The sequence below is a fragment of the Mycobacterium europaeum genome (assembly GCF_002102155.1).
In the GTDB taxonomy this organism is placed as follows: domain Bacteria; phylum Actinomycetota; class Actinomycetes; order Mycobacteriales; family Mycobacteriaceae; genus Mycobacterium; species Mycobacterium europaeum.
The window spans coordinates 37577-55155 of sequence record NZ_LQOU01000005.1 but is presented as its reverse complement, the minus strand read 5'-3'; the positions used below and the strand labels follow the sequence as shown (position 1 = coordinate 55155).

Genomic DNA, 17579 nt, shown 5'->3' with positions numbered 1-17579 from the left:
GGGGCAGTCTTGACCGTTGCCGATCGCGGCATGCGATCTTCATTCGTGGACACGCGATCGGCGTACCTCGACTTGCTGCGCCGCAACCTCACCCGGTACGGCAGCGACGAGTTGGTGCCCGTCGGTTGGTACTACTTCGGACGGCCGATGCTCAGCACCCGCAAATTCATGTTGGTCCGCAAGCGCCCGTTCAATCCGCATGCGCGCGGCCTGGGGCTTGATTGGCCCGCGGATGCCTTGACCATGATCGGCATGGAGCGGCTGACCAGTCTGCAGCACTGCGTCGAGACGGTGCTGAGCGAGGACATCCCCGGCGATTTGGTCGAATGCGGGGTGTGGCGCGGCGGCGCGTCGATCCTGATGCGTGCGGTGCTGGGCGCCTACGGCGACACGACGCGACGCGTGTGGCTGGCCGATTCATTCGAGGGGGTTCCGCCGCCCGACACCGCGCACTACGAAGCGGACAGGGGAATCCGGCTGCACCACGCCGCGGGCGTGCTGGCCGTGTCGGAGGCTCAGGTCAGGGCGAATTTCGAGCGGTACGGGTTGCTGGATGACCAGGTTCGTTTTCTGCCCGGCTGGTTCAAGGACACCCTGCAGGACGCCCCGATCGACCGCATCTCCCTGCTGCGGCTCGATGGCGACCTGTACGAGTCGACGATCCAAGGCCTTGATGCGCTCTACCCGCGGCTCTCGCCCGGAGGCTTCTGCATCATCGACGACTACCACGCGATCGACGCGTGCCGGCAAGCTGTCACGGACTACCGGGCCAAGCACGGAGTGACCTCCGAGATCGTCGAGATCGACGGCACCGGGGTGCTCTGGCGTAAGGATTGACAGGCCGCTTAGCCGTCGCCGACTAGCCCGAACCGATGCCGGCATTCGCCGATATTTAGGGTGATGTCGGTGCATCATTGCCGCCGACGGCACGAGTGAAGGGCTTGAATTCGCGATGAAATTGGTGCTGGCGAGCTATGGCACTCGCGGCGATGTCGAGCCTTCCGTGGTGGTCGCCCGGGAATTGGTCCGCCGGGGCCACGACGTGCGCATGGCGGTCCCGCCGGACTCGATCGCCTTCACCGAATCGGCCGGGCTTGCGGCCGTCCCTTACGGGCTGGAATCGCAGGCGTGGCTGGACCTGTACCGCAACTTCTGGACGTCATTCTTCGGCGCTTTCTGGCGGGTCCGGGAGATGAGGTCGATGTGGCGCGAGATGTGGGACCTCAGCGACCAGTGCTGGGTGCAGATGAACGCGACCCTGGTGTCGGTTGCCGAGGGTGCGGATCTGCTGTTGGCCGGGCAAAGCTATCAGGAGCCCGCCGCCAACGTCGCGGAGTACTACGACATCCCGTTGGCCACGCTGCATCACGTGCCCATGCGGCCGAACGGCCAGACCGTTTCGATGCTGCCGGCCCCGTTGGGGCGCTCGGCGATGATGGCGTTCGACTGGTTCAGTTGGCGCCTCAACAAGAAGGTCGAGGATGCGCAGCGCCGCGAACTCGGGCTGCCCCGGGCGACGGGTCCCTCGCCGCGACGGATTGCCCAGCGCGGATCACTGGAAATCCAGGCCTATGACGAGGTTTGCTTTCCCGGGCTGGCGGCCGAATGGGCGAAATGGGACGGCCTACGGCCATTTGTCGGCCCTCTGACAATGGAATTGACCACCAGCGCCGACGACGACGTGGCGTCATGGATCGCCGCGGGAACGCCGCCGATTTGCTTCGGATTCGGCAGCATGCCGGTTGAATCTCCGATCGACACGGTCGAAATGATCGGTGCGGCCTGCGCGGAATTGGGCGAACGCGCGCTGATTTGCGCCGGTTGGAGCGATTTCAGCGAGGTGACACTTCCTGCGCACGTCAAGGTGGTGGGCGCGGTGAATTATGCGGCGGTCTTTCCCGCCTGCCGCGCGGTCGTGCACCATGGCGGCTCGGGCACCACGGCGGCAAGCCTGCGGGCCGGGGTCCCGACGCTGATCCTTTCGATGGATGTCAATCAAACCGTCTGGGGAGCCCAGCTCAAACGATTGAAAGTCGGTACCACACGGCGGTTTTCGGCCACAACCCGGGAAACGCTGTTGGCGGATCTGCGCCGGATACTCGATCCGGATTACGGCGTGCGCGCGCGCGAGATCGCCCGGCACATGACCAAACCCGCTGAAAGCGTTGTCAAGGCCGCCGACGTGGTGGAGAAGTTTGCCAGCTCCCGGAGTCGCGCCTGATCGGCAAATCCGACAACCCGAATGCGTACCGTGCGGTCAGCGTCCTGACCCCGACGCGAGCGACACGCAACTTTCCACTTCTGGAGACACGCGACCACACTTTCTGGCAGACTGATATCTGGTCAGCCGACGATGCCTGGGCGCCGCGTCAAGCCGTCAAAGGTCGTCACAGTCCAATGGTCGGGGGGATAGGCCGATGGTATTGGCTTCGTCACACCCGACGGCGCCCGGTGACAATTGCCGGTTCGCCCGCTCGCGGAACCTCACTCCCCATGCCATGCAACGAAAACGGTCAATCCCAATCGGGAAGGGAGAGACTGAAATTAGGGCCGAAAGACCCTACTCCGAAGTGTTGCCCGCGCAGCGGAAAAGTGATTAAGGTTACAACGCGATGAAATTTGCTGTGGCAAGCTATGGGACGCGCGGCGACATCGAGCCGTGCCTCGCTATAGGGCGGGAACTGACGCGCAGAGGGCATGAAGTCCGGATGGCCGTCCCGCCCAATCTTGTTGAGCTCGCGGAGGAAGCGGGCCTCGCGGCCATCGGGTACGGACCCGATATGCACGACTTCTGGAGTGACGAGTTCATCCGCGACTTCTGGAAGAATTTCGTGCGGGGGCCCGTCAAGCTGATGCGCGACGCGTGGGAACCGGTGCTGCGGAACTGGCAACAGATGAGTGCGTCACTGCTGTCGGTCGGGGCGGGCGCCGATTTGATCTTCACGGGCCAGCTCTACCAGGACCTGGCGATCAACGTCGCCGATTACTACCGCATTCCGATGGCCACGCTGCATTACATCCCGATGCGGCCCAACGGCGAGCTGATTCCGGCGCTGCCCGGGCCGATGGTCCGTACCGGGATGGCGGTGTACGACTGGATGTGCTGGCGGATGAACAAGAGGGCCGAGGACCGGCAGCGCCGTGAACTCGGACTGCTCACCGCCACGGTCGCCTCGCCGCGCCGGATCGCCGAACGCGGGTCACTGGAAATCCAGGCCTATGACGAGGTGTGTTTCCCCGGCCTGGCCGCCGAGTGGGCGAAATGGGGTGCTCAACGGCCGTTCGTGGGGTCGCTGACGATGGAGTTGACCACCGACGTCGACGACGAGGTGCTGTCCTGGATCGCCAAGGGCAAGCCGCCGATCTGCTTCGGATTCGGCAGCATGCCGGTCGCGGAGTCCCCCGCGGACACCGTCGCCCTGATCAGCGCGGCGTGCGAGGAGCTGGGGGAGCGGGCGCTGGTCTGCTCCGGCTGGAGTGACTTCAGTGGCGTACCGCAGACCGACCACGTCAAAGTGGTGGGCGTGGTGAATTACACGAAGATCTTCCCCGCCTGCCGGGCGGTCGTTCACCACGGTGGCTCGGGCACCACGGCCGCGGGTCTGCGCGCCGGCATACCGACGTTGATCCTGTGGACAGCAGGCGACCAGCCGTTCTGGGGCTCGCACGTCAAACAACTGAAGGTGGGGACTTCCCGGCGGTTTTCGGCAAGCACCCGCGAAACGCTGGTCAAGGACCTGCGCAAGATCCTCGCCCCCGAGTACACGGCTCGTGCGCGCGAGATCTCCGGCCGGATGAGCAAACCGTCCGAGAGCGCCGGGCGCGCAGTTGATCTGCTGGAAAAGTTTGCCCGTTCCGGACGTTGCGATCGTGCCGTCGGTCCGCAGCGTTGTGGCTGAGCTTCACGGTGACTCGGCATCCATGTTGGCGGCTCGCGCCAAGTTGATGGATAGACTGCGAAACGCATTGAGCGCCTCCACGGGGCGTCTAGGCTCATGACCAGGACTATCGACTTGCGGATTAAGGGGCAACTTTGGCCGTGACTGATCACGACACGCGGTTTGCATACCTCGACTTGCTCCGGCGCGACCTGACCAGGTATGGCAACGACGAGCTGGTGCCGGTGGGCTGGTACCGCCTGGGACGCCCCTTGTTCAGCACCCGCAATTTCATGCTGGTGCGCAAGCGCCCGTTCAACAAGCACGCACGCGACCTGGGCCTCGACTGGCCGGCGGACGCCCTGACGATGATCGGGATGCAGCGGCTGACCAGCCTCCAGCATTGCGTCGAGACGGTGCTGGAGGAGGACATCCCCGGCGACCTGGTCGAGTGTGGCGTGTGGCGCGGCGGCGCCTCGATCCTGATGCGCGCGGTGCTGGCCGCCAACGGGGACGAGAAGCGTTGTGTGTGGCTGTGCGACTCTTTCGCCGGCGTACCGCCACCGGACGTCGCAAACTACAAGCAGGACAAAGGGATTACGCTGCACCGGCACGCGCGCATCCTGGGAGTGCCCGAAGCCGAAGTGCGCGCCAATTTCGAGCGATACGGGTTGCTGGACGACCAGGTTCGGTTTGTTCCCGGCTGGTTCAAGGACACGCTGCAGGACGCGCCGATCGATCGCATCTCCGTGCTCCGACTGGACGGCGACCTGTATGAGTCGACGATCCAGGCGCTCGATGCCCTTTATCCGCGGCTGTCACCCGGTGGCTTCTGCATCGTCGACGACTACCACGCCATCAAGGCGTGCGAGCAAGCGGTGACGGACTATCGCGCAAAGCACGGCGTGACCTCCGAGATCGTCGAGATCGACGGCACCGGGGTGCTGTGGCGCAAGTAGACCGCATCCGATTGTCAGTTTGAAACTCCGCGGCTACCAAAAGCTTTGCCCCTAGGGCGGACGAGGTGGTGAACCCGTCGCATTCGTCGCTGATGAGGTGTCCGCCAGTGTTATGGTTGCCGCCGTGGCAACAGGGCTGACAACCGGAACACGCCTGCGCATGTGGTGGGTACGCACCGAGTACTGGCTCGCGCGGACCATCCTTCCCGATGTTTACGCCAACGACGCGCTGGTCACGTTCAACAACTATCACGCGTTCCTGGACAATCCGGACTTCCAGCGCGCCTACCGGCGCGGCGCCCGCTCCCTGGGCAAAGAGGATTGGTATCAGTGGCCGTGGCGCGTGCACGTGGGGCTGTGGGCCGCGGCCAGCGCCAGCAAGCTCGACGGTGACTTCGTCGAATGTGGCGTGAGCTACGGGTTCCTGAGCAGCGCCATCATGGAATACCTGGATTGGGACCGGCTGGGGAAGACCTTTTACTTGCTCGACACGTTCGCCGGACTTGACCCGCGCTTCGTCACCGAGAATGAACGCCGGGCCGGGGCCTTGGAGATCAGTGAAGATCACCTGCGCAACGGGATGTATGCCAGCGGAGTCGAAAGCGTCCGCGCCAATTTCGCGGAGTGGCATAACCACCGCATCATCGTCGGCGCGGTTCCGGAGACGCTCGACGAGGTCGACGCGACCGCCGTCGCCTACCTGCATATCGACATGAACTGCGCCCCACCGGAGGTCGCCGCCCTGCGCTATTTTTGGCCGCGGCTCACACCCGGGGCCTTCGTGCTTCTCGATGACTACGCCAACCGGGGGCGCGACGAGCAGCGCGCCGCCATGGACGCGGTGGCGGACGAGCTGGGCGTGAAGATCTGCGCGTTGCCGACGGGGCAGGGCCTGCTCATCAAGCCGGCACGATAAGAAAGCGCTTCAGCCGGAGGCTTTCTCGCGGGCGGCTTTTTCCAAGAGATCGGCCGCCTTGGCGACGCTCTGGGCGGGGGTGGTCATCCGGCCGGCGAGTTCGCGGGCCCGGGCCGCATACTCCGGGGCGAGGATTTCGCGGAGGTCCGCGACAAGCGAGCCTTCGGTGGTCTCCGAGAAGCGCCGGGCTGTTCCCACCTTCAGGCGCCTGACCTGATTTCCCCAGTAGGGCTGGTCGGCCGAGCTCCACAGAATCAGCGTGGGGACGCCGGCGCGCAGGCTTGCGGCCGTGGTGCCCGAACCCCCGTGATGAACGACCGCGCGGCAGGCGGGGAAGACCGATGCGTAATTCACCACGCCCACGAGCTTGACCTGGTCGGAATGCGGCACTCCGCTGAAGTCGGTTCCGCCGAAACACAGCAGCGCCCGCTCACCCAAGGCTGCGCAGGCCGAGCTGATCATTTCCACTGTGGCGGAAGGCGATTCGAGAGGGATGCTGCCCGAACCGAAGCAGATCGGCGGCGACCCACCGGCGATCCACGACGCCACCTCGTCGTCGGCGTCCGTGGTCAACTCCATCGTCAGCGCACCGACAAAGGGCCGTCGGTCGCCCCATTTCTTCGCCCATTCGGCGGCCAGGCCGGGAAAGCAGACTTCGTCATAGGCCTGGATCTCGAGCGAACCGCGTTCGGCGATCCGCCGCGGCGAGGGTGTCTTCGCCTCCGGTAGGCCGAGTTCGCGACGCTGTTCGTTCTCGACGCGCTTCGTCGAGCGCCAAAACAACCACTCGACCGTTTTCATGCTGGAGCGAAACAGCGGCGCCGGCACGCGCGGAACGAGCTGGCCGTTAGCCCGCATCGGGAAGTGATGCAGTGTCGCCAGCGGAATGCCGTAAAACTCGGCGACATTGGCGGCGGCCTGCTCGAAATTCAGGCCGGTGCACAGCAGGTCGGCGCCGGCCGTGAGCGACGTCAGCGTGGCGCTCACCTCGCCCCAATGCCGGATGAGGGGCTCCCACACCTTGCGCATCAGCCTGATCGGGCTGCGGACCGTCCAGATGTTCCGGAAGAACTCCGCCCACATGTTGCGAAGGAACTCCTCGTCGAGGAAATCATGCAGTTCCGGGCCGTACGGGACCGCCGCGAGCCCAGCGGACTCGGCGAAGCCCAGCAGCTCCGGCGGAACCGCCATGGCCACGTCGTGCCCCCTGCGCAGCAGCTCGCGCCCAACGGCTGCCAAAGGCTCGATGTCGCCGCGCGTTCCGTATCCGGCGAGGGCGAATTTCGTCACGGGTCCTAGCCTTGCAGTTGCCGTGTGTCGGCGATCTCAGGGGTACCCGTCATGGTGCCCGCGGTGCGTCGTCGCTGATCAGCCGAAGCGCCCCGTGCGCGCGAAGTTTTCCAGAAGGTCGGCGGTCTTGGAAATGCTGTCGGCGGGCTTCGTCATCCGAGTAGCGAGCTCGCGGGCGCGGGAGACGTAGGCGGGGGAGCGGACTTGGCGCAGGTCGGCCACCAGCGACTCACGCGTGGTTTGCGAAAACGGCCGGGCGATACCGACTTTCAGCCGATTTACCTGGCCGGCCCAGATCTTCTGGTCGCTCATGCTCCAGAGGCTCAAGGTGGGCACTCCGGCGCGCAGGCCCGCGGCCGTGGTGCCGGCGCCGCTGTGGTGCACCACGGCGCGGCAAGCGGGAAAGACGGCCGCGTAGTTGACGGTGCCCACTATCTTGACGTGGTCGAAATGGGCCACGCCGCTGAAGTCGGTCTTGCCCGAGCACACCAACGCCCGCTCGCCCAACTCCGCGCAGGCCTCGCCGATCATGGTGATCGTGTCGGTCGGCGAATCGACCGCCGTGCTGCCGAAGCCGAAGCAGATCGGGGGCGTTCCCGCGGCGATCCACGATGCGACCTCGTCGTCGGCGTCCGTCGTCATCTCCATGGTCAGCGTCCCGACGAAGGGCCGTTGGCCGTTCCATTTCGCCCATTCGGCGGCCAGGCCGGGAAAGCACACTTCGTCATAGGCCTGGATCTCCAACGCGCCGCGGTCACCCATCCGCTGCGGCGCGGGCCCCTTCGCCTTGGGCAGGCCGAACGCCCGGCGCTGTGCGCCCTCGGCTTTCTTCGTCACCCGCCACTGGACCCAGTCCAGCGCGGCCATCCCCGAGCGGACCAGCGGCGCCGGCAGGCCAGGGGCGAGCTGGCCGTTGGGCCGCATCGGGAAGTAGTGCATCGTGGCCAGCGGAAGTCCGAGGTGCTCGGCCACGTCCGCCGCGATCCCCGGGAAGCCCGGGCCGGTAAACACCAGATCGGCACCCTCGGACAGCGATGTCAGCGTCGCGCTCATTTCCGCCCAGGAGCGGACAAGCATGTCCTGGGCTTCCCGCCATCGCCTTCTAACCTCGGGGAAGTTCCAGACCTTGGCGAGGAAATCCGTGTCCCAGAACCCGTCCTGCTGATCCGGTCCGTATGCGGCCGCCGGAAGCCCGGCCGACTCGACGAGGGAGATCAGGTTGGGCGGGACGGCCATGTGAACCTCGTGCCCGCGGTGACGCAGTTCGCGGGCGACCGCCGTGCAGGGCTCGACGTCGCCGCGAGTTCCGTAGCCTGCCAGGGCGAACTTCACGACGAGTCCTACCTTTCGGTTGTAAACGTGGGTAGCGATGCCAGGGGTAATTATCCCTAGTTCTTCAGCTGCCGGTCGGTGCTGGGCATCGGTTCCCACGCCTTCTCCATAAAGAGGATTGCTCGTCCGACGCAATGACACCCTGGTTCGTGCGCGGGCCCAGCGGAGCCCCAATCAATTTGAGGGGGTGGACTTGTTATCTACCGGAAGTAGTCGCTGCGGTCCGCTGCAATCCCGAGGACATTAGGACATCACTCAGCCGTAGAAGGCGGCGGCGCCGCACGGTCAGCAACATCGCGGTAGGCCTGTGACGACATGTTACATATATGTGTAACGGCAGCAAACTAAGGATGCGTCCGCGTGGACGTTGCTATATTGTGTTTGAGGTGCTCTTATGGAGGGACTTCCAGGGCTCCTGGGATATTCATAGCAAATTCATAGCTTAGTGGAGGCGAAGGAAACGGGCCGATGAGTCGCTCAATGTCGTCTGAAAGCGACGTTCGCTTGCCCGCCAGCCGCCGGCGCCGACGAAGGCCGTACCGGTGGGCCGCGGTACTAGGAATTTGCCGCTTGACCCTCGTCAGCGTGGTCGCCAAGGGGGGAGTGTGACAACTACGCCCCCGGTTATCTTCATAATCTTCAATCGGCCGGACGCCACCCGTCAGGCCTTCGAGACGATCAGGGCCGCAAAGCCGGAAAGGCTCCTCGTGGTCGCCGACGGGCCCCGCACGAGTAGGCCAGGAGACGAGGAGAAGTGCGCGGCGGCGCGGGCGATCATCGATAGCGTCGACTGGGACTGCGACGTCCAAAGGAATTTCTCGGAGACGAACATGGGCTGCTCTCTTCGCATCTCCTCTGGGATAAACTGGGCCTTCGAGTTCGTCGACAAGGCGATAATCCTCGAGGACGACTGTGTGCCCTCCGTGTCATTCGTCCCCTATTGTGCCGAACTCCTTGATCGTTATGCGAGCGACGAGCGCGTCATGATGGTCTCTGGCAACAATTTTTTGTTCGGAGACGCCACGCCTGCCGATAGCTATTATTTCTCGAGATACCCCCATGTGTGGGGCTGGGCCACCTGGCGGCGAGCCTGGGAGAAATACGATCATGACATGACCCGCTGGCCCGAGATAAGAGATAGGAAACTTTTCCACCAGTATTTCCCGAAGGTGATTGAGCGGTGTTACTGGGAGTCTGTCTTTCAACACGTTTATCAAGGCAGCATCGATAGTTGGGGTTACCGGTGGGTCTACAGCGTATGGGTGAACTCGGGCCTTAGCGTCGCTCCTGCCCGGAATCTAATACGAAATATAGGATTCGGCGCCGACGCGACGCACACGAAATGGGACAGTGTTTACTCTTCGCTGGTTTCGCAGGGCGCCGAGGAATTGGACCTGCCGCTCACCCACCCCGCGACTGTGCTGGCGAGCTTCGATAACGACGATCTCGAGTTCAGGATCCGGGCTGCACGGACAAAAGGGGTGCTGACTACGGTAAATCAGTACGCCTCCGTGCTGAAGGTGCTCTCCGGGAGAGCCACGGCGCGTGGCCAGTGGCCCGACCCTGGATTGTTGCTCCGGGGTGCGTAAGCGTTTGACACTGCGGGCCAAGACTGACGTCACCGAACAATCACCGAAATCCTCCAGGCTTGCCTTATCCTTGTCGTCACGGCTGATGTCGCGGCGCGAAGGGACAGATTGAGTGGGCCAATCCGCACCCCGTATCTTCCAATTTAAACCCTCCTCCATTGCGGCCCGACCAGTAGAGTTTTCGCCGGAAGGGCGTTCGGAGTGAGAAAGTTTCGGGAGCGGATTGCATTCGCGGTGCGCCAGCGATCAGGGCGGCTCCACGTGCCGGACATGCCGCACTTCGACAGTCCTGAGTCCACCGCCTGGTTCCTCGAGCGACTGGCGCGTGCGAAACGGTACCTAGAGTTCGGCTCGGGCGGGTCGACCTACCAGGCGGCCAAACTGGGGATCGATTTCATCACCGTCGACACAGACCCGTTCTTCCTCGACAGGGTTCGCGCGAAAGTCGGGACCGCCGGCTTGAGCCGGCCTGGGCAAGTGTTCCGGCACGCCGACATCGGTTGGACCGGGCCGTGGGGCCGCCCGCAGGGGCTGGTGACTGACGCCCGCCGCGAGTTGTTCCGCCGCGCCTCCGACCCACCGCCGGAATGCTTCGACGGCGTTCTACCCGACTTGGTCCTAATCGACGGCCGGTTCCGCGTCGCGTCTGCTTTAAAGATCTTGAATGTGCTTGGTGCGCAACCCGGGTGGACAGTAATCGTCGACGACTACGCCGACCGTCCTCAGTACCACAAAATTCAGGACTATGCGCAAGTGCAGATGGTGGGGCGGATGGCGGTTATAGAATCCGTCCGCCCGGTGCCCGAGAGTGTCATCTCGCAATGGGAAACCGAGCCCGATTGACAGCTCCGGTGAGGAGCGCTCTCCTGCATATTGATGTTGGCGGCAATGATGATTGAGGGTGGCGCGGCCTAATACAGGTACGCCCGGCGATCGCCATGATCGAATACAACAGGGTGATCAACGCCGCCAGAGCGCACTGTACGGCCTACAGGTCGGGCACGATTGTCTGGTAGATCTTAGCGGTTTCTCGAGCGCAATTATCCCAGGAGAATGCGGCGAGACGCGCGTGCCCACGCGCTCGCAGATCCGCCTGCAAATCCTCGCTCGTCGCGACACGTTCCAGAGCCGCGCGCAACTCGTCGAGGCTGTTGGGATCGAAATAGACGCCGGCGTCGCCCACTACTTCTGGAATCGAGCCCGCATTGCTGCACACGACCGGGCAGCCGTGGCTCATAGCCTCAAGCGGCGGCAGCCCGAAGCCCTCGTACTTGGACGGGCAGACGAATGCGACGGCTGCCCGGTATCGCGCCGCCAACTCTCCATCCGAACCCGACTCGAAGCGCACCCTCTCAGTAACGCCCAACCGCTCGATTTCGTGCTGCTCGTCGGGCAGGAACGGGCCTCCGCCAAAGGCTATGAGGTCGAACTCCCGCAATATCGGCGAGCTGCTGTAGGCGTGCAGAAGGGTCGTGAAGTTTTTGTAGCCCCTGCGACTTCCTACATACAGAAGTGAGGGCCTGCATTCGCCGCCTGCTTCCTTCGTTGGGGCCGTTTCTGCCGTCAACGAATGGCCGAGGTGGACGACGCTCGTTCGTGCCGGATCGATGCCGTAGAGACGCACGAGGTCCCGCTGCGTGTTTGCAGAGATGCAGATGATGTGGTCGGCACGGTCGACAGCGGCGCGTTTGGCGGCAGTTACTCGCGCCGCGTCGGGAAACTCTTCGGCGAATAGCTCGTGGATCATGTCGTAGACCGTCAGAACGCGGCGCCGGCCCCTACCGACAGGCCTGACGGCGAAGTATGTCTCATGCACGATGTCTGGATGCAGTCTCCGCCATGCCAACGGCGCGGCAAGCTGGTTCAGAACGGGAACAACCGGGATGCCCGCCAACGTGTCGGGCAGCTTGTTCACATATCTGCCGCGGGTTAAGCGGCGGGTGGAGTCAGTCGACAGGTAATTGTTGACGTAAAACGGTGCCACAACACACACTTCCGGCACGCCGAGGGCGGGCAGGCGGCTGATCAGCTCGAAGAAATAGCGCGAGACACCGCCATATCGCTGCATCCCGAAAATCTGGTGATCAAACGCAACTTTCACAGGCGCTCAGCCCCAACCAACTCGGCCTCTACCATCGCCTTGACCACGTCCCTCATCCGGTATGTTGCCGACCAGCCGAGGACTTCGGATGCCTTGGACGCGTCGCCTCGCCCTTCGGCAAGGTCCGACGGGCGCCTCAGTGCCTCGGAAAGATCCGTATGCTCGCGCCAGTTGAGGCCCACGTGTCCGAACGCCGCGTCCGCGAACTCCTCCAGAGTGTGGCTCTCGCCCGTGGCAATCACAAAGTCGGACCCCTTAGGCTGCTGCAGCATCCGCCACATCGCATCGACATATTCAGGAGCCCATCCCCAGTCTCGTTTGATGTCGATGTTGCCCAGCATCAGACGCGAGCGTTCGCCCCTGGCAATGCGGATCGCCGCCGCGACGATCTTCTTCGTGACGAAACGCTCAGGGCGCAAAGGGGACTCATGATTGAACAATATGCCAGTGCTGGCGTGCAGGCCATATGCCGCCCGGTAGTTTGCGACCAGCCAATGCGCAGTACTCTTCGCCACCGCGTACGGACTGCGGGGCCGAAACGGTGTCTGCTCAGTTGCTGCGTGACCTTCGGTGTCCCCAAAGCATTCACTTGAGCCGGCGCTGTAGAAGCGAATCGGCTTGTCGAGAAACCGAATCGCTTCAAGCAAATTGATGGTACCCACAGCGATGCTCTCAAGCGTTTCAACCGGCTGCTCAAACGACAGCCCGACCGAGCTCTGTCCGGCCAAGTTATAGACTTCGTCGGGCTCAGTTGCACGCAACACGTTCAGCACACTGCGAAAGTCCTTGCCCGCCATTGATTCCAGGTGCACTCGGTCACGGATTCCCAGCCGCACCAGATTCCCGAACCCACCGATCTGCGCGTCGCGTGACGTGCCGAACACCTCATAACCCTTGTCGAGCAACAGTCGCGCCAGATAGGCGCCATCTTGACCCGAAATGCCGCAGATGAGCGCTTTCATGCCGCGTCCTTCCGTCACGAATCGGTCGGGCAGTGCGGCGGAGGGGGACGCACTACCTACCCGCCATGGGCTTGGATCAGGCTCTCATGGTCGGCAAACGTGCGGGATCCGAGTGTGCGCCGTGGCAGCCCGTTAAACAGGCTGACGATCGCTGGCGAAGTGAGCAGACGCAGGGCCAGCGGATTGAGCTTCGCTCGCGTCCAGATGTGGAGCATGCCGGAGCTGTAGAAGTTCATGCCGAAGCGCTTTCCGATGAGCTCCAGGGTCGATCTCTGATAGAAGGTGATGTGTTGCCCGGTGGGGAAGGCGTAGTACCACCACGCGTCGGGAGCTGGGGGTTCGCCGGCGAAGAGCTCGGTGGTGAAGATCATCGTGTCGGTACCGGTGCTCTCGAGTAGCTCAGCCACGAATGCCACTGGGTCGGGGAGGTGCTCCATGACTTCGAAGGCAGTGACCGCCGTGTACGGCCCGCCTGGGCCGACATCGGCCTCGAAGCCCCGTGCGGCCAGGTTGGGGGAGTATTTGTCGGCCCAGTAGTAGTCGAAGCCGTTGTCGCGCATCAGGCGGGTGAAGATGCCGTAGCCGCCGGCCGCATCGAGAAAGCGGCCTCGCCGATCGAACAAAAAGAAGAGTACGACCGACGTCACCCGTGCGAGGTAGAGGTTGCGCCAGAGCATGCCGGTGTCCGCCGCTGCGACGGGGCTTTCGTAGGCTTCGTCTAACCAGTAAGGATGTTCCGTCTGAAGTACACCGCAGTTGTTGCAGAAGTAGTAGCTGCAATCGTATTTGCCTAGCACCTTATGGGTAAACGCAAGGCTGGTGGTGGAACTGCATATGCGGCACGGCACCGAATCGAACCCCCTCAAGCATCTCCTGGCTGTCAGCTAGCCGCGAGCGAGGACAATCAGAACGTACGGCAGGTATATGTCGATGAGCAAGTGGGCCCACAGGAGTGCCAGCGCGCGGTGGAGGTCCTGCCTTCGGGTGTTTGCTATCAGGACAGGCGTCGTCGTTAAAGTACCAAGCAGTCAAGCGAGTGAGCGAAGAAAGGTTGTCTGCGACTTGTCGCGTCCCTCCGCAACTTAGCCGCCTAGTGAGCCCGGCCAAGTCCCGGAAGCCTCCTGGTTAGGATCGTGCTTACGGACGCAACGTATCTGTTCAAGGGGTACGGCAGGGCCTTTGACTGAGAAACCCGGAGTTTCGCTTCGAGCTCGTCTTTGTCGGAGCTCGCCAAGACTGTTACCGGGTGGGTGAGGGGCAGGTGTAGGTACTCGGCGCTGAGGGACGAATAGACCGTGTCACCCGTGGTGTGCGTTGCAGCAGATCCGAATCCGATGTTTCGAACGAGGTTCCGGGCAGGGGCGATGCTCAGCCCGGAATTCGCCCAAATGCTGTAGACCCATTGGTAGTCCCAAGTATCAATATTGCCCTCATAAACGTATTGGAAGAGTGACTCCCAGTGGTACCGCTCGCTCGCGTTCGGAAAGTACTGGTCGAAGAGCTTTCTCTCCCTGATCTCGGGCCAGTGGGTCATGCTGAGGTCGTATTTTGCCCAGGCTCGCCTCCATGTGGCCCAGCCCCACACGTGTGGATATCTCGAGAAGTAGTAGCTGGCGCCCGGGCGCATGTGTCCGAACAGAAAGTTGTTCCCGGAGACCATCATGACGCGCTCGTCGTTCTCGTAGCGAATGAGGAGGTCGGCGCAGTATGTGAAGAACGAGGGCGAGGCCACGCAGTCGTCTTCAAGGATTATCGCCTTATCGACGAGGTCGAAGGCCCACTCTATACCTGAGGAGACGCGGAGTCGGCAGCCCAGGTTGGTCTCCGAAAAATTCCGGTGCACTTCGCAGTCCCAGTCGACTTCGTCGATAATTGCGCGCGCCGCTGAGCACCTCTCAGCCTCTCCGCCCCGGTTGGGCCGAGGCCCGTCTGCGACTACAAGCAGCTTGCTTGGCTTAGCTACTCTGATCGTCTCGAAGACCTGCCTGGTGGTCTCCGGCCGGTTGAAGATGATGAAAATGACTGGGAGAGTGGCTGTCACAGTCGCATCCTTTCCATGACGCAGGGGAGAGTTGGGCATTCTGCATGACTCTTTGCGGACGGGCTCGTCAAAGAACGAGTGTGGGCTCATACAAGCGACGACAGGGGATCGCCGACTCAGACCCAGTAGCTGGGGCAGGACCCGATTTAGGGCCAGAGTCAACCGCGAGTCGTCCGCATCCAATTCGGGAATGCGTCTTCTACGACGCGATCTGGCAGCTGCGCACCCGTAACCGAGCCCGATCGCGCTGGGCGAAGGCAGATCGGCAAGCGCTGCCCAATACATTAATATTGAATCTCTCTTGTAGTCTGATCTGCACAGTTTGGCGCCGCACCCTCCGGAATGAAGAATGCGCATCACGACGAAGGATCAGCATTCAAACCTCATGCAGATACCGCGAGTGGTCGGCGGCTCACAAGAACATCCACCATACTGTGACTAACGAGGTCGCTATACGTAGTTTGGGTGATGACTGGAACTGTTCGCTCATAAAGCCAGCGGTAGTCGTTGTGCAGGTCATACACGTAGAAGTTGTCGTCTTGGAATGGTTTTAGGGTTTCCGCGATATGCGGAGACTTTGCTTCCAAGGCCACAACCAGGTCGGGGTGAGGGAAAGTCGTGATATCAGGAGTGACGGTGGACTCAGCGCCTTCGATGTCGAGCTTAATAAACGACACTCGGTCTATATCGTCGCCGACGATCGAAGGCAGCGTATCACCATTAATCGTGACGGGGATCCATTCTTGACCCATGTATAAGCTGTCGGGATCATCCTCATCGGGTGGTGTGATCCGGTTCCACGCGTCATGCTGGGGATGCAAGTGGAAAGTGATCTGGCCTTTTTGTGAGGTGATCGCTGCTTCAACAACAGTGACGTTAGCGTTGTTCAACGCAATGTTGGCCCGCAAACGCTCTACCGTGCGGGGTCCGGCCTCTATGGCAATCACCTTTCCCGTCGGTCCCACCTGCTGGGCGAGCAGGAGGGAGAAGTATCCGACATTGGCGCCCGCGTCGACGCATACATCCCCCGGCCGAATTTGACGTCGGATGAATTCTGATAGAACCGGCTCGTAAACGCCACGATACTCCAGCAGCATGTTTAGGTTGGTTCCGGGTAGGAAGCGGGTACCGTACTCCGACACCGTCGGTTCGTTCGTGGCAGCTAGGGTTTGACTAAGCGCTGTGATGTATCGCTGCTTTAGTGTGTAAGGCAGGCGACTAGCCGTACACGCCCGCATTGAGCGAATGACGTAGGGACGGGCTGCAGTGGCAAGACCCATGGTAAGTACTCCTAACGTCACGCCCGCGTGAGGGGACAAGAAAAGGTAATCGTGCGCTGCGGTCGATCATTGCTTTATGGACGATTGCTGACCGCATGTTAATAGTTGATGGCCCGCAAGCTGTCGTGATTCAGTACCTGAATAGGGTGCAGAGTAAGCGCACCGCGACCCGACACAGCAAACTCTTGCCGTCCTGCCCGGCATACGGCCGGTAACGCGACGCCGATCACGCGGTCGTTCCCGCAGGTATTGCAAAGATGAATGATCCTGGCATGACTTCATTCAATGGCCTCCCTGAAGTAATCGATAGTTTGCGCTACCCCCTCTCCGAAAGAGATCCGAGGACACCAGCCAAGCTCGGACTCTGCGAGGCTGATGTCTGGTTTGCGCTTCCTGGGATCGTCCGGGGGTAGGGCCCGAAAGACTACCGGGGACTGGGATCCGGTCATGTCCTTGATAATGGTTGCGGCCTCTAGCACTGTGAGTTCGGTTGGATTACCGAGGTTGACCGGTCCAGTGAAACTGGGTTCGCTCGTGACCATCTTCATGAGCCCGTCAACTAGGTCGTCGACGTAACATAAGGAACGGGTCTGGCTGCCGTCACCGAATACGGTGATTGGCTCTCCGCGCAATGCTTGGACGATAAATGTGGACACAATTCGTCCGTCTTCTGGTTGCATCCTCGGGCCGTATGTATTGAAGATTCGGACGATCTTGTTTCGGAGGCTGTAGCGGCGTCCATACTCGAGCATCAGTGTTTCCGCTACTCGTTTGCCTTCGTCATAGCAACTTCGTGTGCCGAAGCAATTGACGTTGCCCCAGTAACTTTCGACCTGGGGATGGACCATGGGATCACCGTAGACCTCGCTCGTAGAGGCTTGGAGCATAGTGGCCCCGTGCGCGCGTGCCAGTTCTAGAAGGTTCTTGACCCCAAGGTAGTTAGTGTCAAGAGTAAACAGTGGATCACGTTGATAGGTCAGCGGCGACGCCGGACAAGCCATATTGAAGATCACGTCGAGCTGGCTTGCCACCGTTGCACCGACCGGCTGCGTAATGTCGTGTTCTAAGAACCTGAAACCGGGATCCCGCTCGAGGTGGCGGATGTTCTCGCGACTGCCGCAATAAAAGTTGTCGATCCCGAGGACCTCGATGCCGTCGCGCCGGAGACGATCGCACAGATGGGATCCCACGAACCCGGCGGCGCCCGCCACGAGGGCTCTCACTTAGCGAT

Annotated in this window: 15 protein-coding genes; 7 read left to right on the top strand and 8 right to left on the bottom strand. The window is 62.1% G+C overall.

Features of this window, described 5'->3' with window-relative positions; translation table 11 throughout:
* Window positions 1–30 precede the first annotated feature (30 nt).
* The 5 genes from AWC03_RS01955 to AWC03_RS01935 all read left to right on the top strand — a co-directional run bounded on the left by AWC03_RS01955 (window position 31) and on the right by AWC03_RS01935 (window position 5753).
* Window positions 31–837, top strand: a complete 807-nt coding sequence (locus AWC03_RS01955; RefSeq protein WP_085238862.1) for a TylF/MycF/NovP-related O-methyltransferase — start codon at window positions 31–33, stop codon at window positions 835–837.
* 115 nt (window positions 838–952) lie between these two features.
* On the top strand, window positions 953–2221 hold the full coding sequence (locus AWC03_RS01950) for a glycosyltransferase (RefSeq protein WP_085238850.1): 1269 nt from the start codon (window positions 953–955) through the stop codon (window positions 2219–2221).
* 391 nt (window positions 2222–2612) lie between these two features.
* Window positions 2613–3899, top strand: coding sequence for a glycosyltransferase (locus AWC03_RS01945; protein ID WP_085238849.1), 1287 nt, complete (start codon window positions 2613–2615; stop codon window positions 3897–3899).
* A gap of 134 nt (window positions 3900–4033) precedes the next feature.
* On the top strand, window positions 4034–4837 hold the full coding sequence (locus AWC03_RS01940; RefSeq protein ID WP_085238848.1) for a TylF/MycF/NovP-related O-methyltransferase: 804 nt from the start codon (window positions 4034–4036) through the stop codon (window positions 4835–4837).
* A 112-nt stretch (window positions 4838–4949) separates the two neighbouring features.
* A complete protein-coding gene (locus AWC03_RS01935; RefSeq protein ID WP_167542773.1) occupies window positions 4950–5753 on the top strand; it encodes a TylF/MycF/NovP-related O-methyltransferase in 804 nt (267 codons plus the stop codon).
* Between the two features lie 9 nt (window positions 5754–5762).
* On the opposite strand, the gene AWC03_RS01930 is transcribed toward AWC03_RS01935, so the two are convergent.
* Both AWC03_RS01930 and AWC03_RS01925 read right to left on the bottom strand, forming a co-directional pair.
* Window positions 5763–7043 (bottom strand): glycosyltransferase, encoded by a 1281-nt coding sequence (locus AWC03_RS01930; RefSeq protein ID WP_085238846.1) that lies wholly within the window; start codon window positions 7041–7043, stop codon window positions 5763–5765.
* Between the two features lie 78 nt (window positions 7044–7121).
* Window positions 7122–8375, bottom strand: coding sequence for a glycosyltransferase (locus tag AWC03_RS01925; RefSeq protein WP_085238845.1), 1254 nt, complete (start codon window positions 8373–8375; stop codon window positions 7122–7124).
* A gap of 605 nt (window positions 8376–8980) precedes the next feature.
* On the opposite strand from AWC03_RS01925, the gene AWC03_RS01920 reads away from it, so the two are divergent.
* Together AWC03_RS01920 and AWC03_RS01915 are read left to right on the top strand one after the other, a co-directional pair.
* Window positions 8981–9964, top strand: coding sequence for a methyltransferase type 11 (locus AWC03_RS01920; RefSeq protein WP_249025809.1), 984 nt, complete (start codon window positions 8981–8983; stop codon window positions 9962–9964).
* A 270-nt stretch (window positions 9965–10234) separates the two neighbouring features.
* Window positions 10235–10807 (top strand): excinuclease ABC subunit UvrC, encoded by a 573-nt coding sequence (locus tag AWC03_RS01915; RefSeq protein WP_142278301.1) that lies wholly within the window; start codon window positions 10235–10237, stop codon window positions 10805–10807.
* A 145-nt stretch (window positions 10808–10952) separates the two neighbouring features.
* On the opposite strand, the gene AWC03_RS01910 is transcribed toward AWC03_RS01915, so the two are convergent.
* The 6 genes from AWC03_RS01910 to AWC03_RS01885 all read right to left on the bottom strand — a co-directional run bounded on the left by AWC03_RS01910 (window position 10953) and on the right by AWC03_RS01885 (window position 17571).
* Window positions 10953–12065: a glycosyltransferase family 4 protein gene (locus AWC03_RS01910; protein ID WP_085238843.1), complete on the bottom strand. Its 1113-nt coding sequence runs from the start codon at window positions 12063–12065 to the stop codon at window positions 10953–10955.
* Window positions 12062–13027 (bottom strand): GDP-mannose 4,6-dehydratase, encoded by a 966-nt coding sequence (locus tag AWC03_RS01905; RefSeq protein ID WP_085238842.1) that lies wholly within the window; start codon window positions 13025–13027, stop codon window positions 12062–12064. Before AWC03_RS01905 ends, AWC03_RS01910 begins: the two co-directional genes overlap by 4 nt.
* Window positions 13028–13083: 56 nt before the next feature.
* Window positions 13084–13893 (bottom strand): class I SAM-dependent methyltransferase, encoded by an 810-nt coding sequence (locus AWC03_RS01900; RefSeq protein WP_142278300.1) that lies wholly within the window; start codon window positions 13891–13893, stop codon window positions 13084–13086.
* Between the two features lie 224 nt (window positions 13894–14117).
* Entirely contained in the window at window positions 14118–15068 is a 951-nt protein-coding gene (locus AWC03_RS01895) for a glycosyltransferase family protein (protein ID WP_249025808.1), read from the bottom strand.
* 383 nt (window positions 15069–15451) lie between these two features.
* The gene (locus tag AWC03_RS01890; RefSeq protein ID WP_158089941.1) at window positions 15452–16165 is read right to left on the bottom strand and encodes an FkbM family methyltransferase; all 714 of its coding nucleotides are present in this window, start codon (window positions 16163–16165) and stop codon (window positions 15452–15454) included.
* 461 nt (window positions 16166–16626) lie between these two features.
* The gene (locus tag AWC03_RS01885; RefSeq protein WP_085238839.1) at window positions 16627–17571 is read right to left on the bottom strand and encodes a UDP-glucuronic acid decarboxylase family protein; all 945 of its coding nucleotides are present in this window, start codon (window positions 17569–17571) and stop codon (window positions 16627–16629) included.
* Between the last annotated feature and the right edge of the window lie 8 nt (window positions 17572–17579).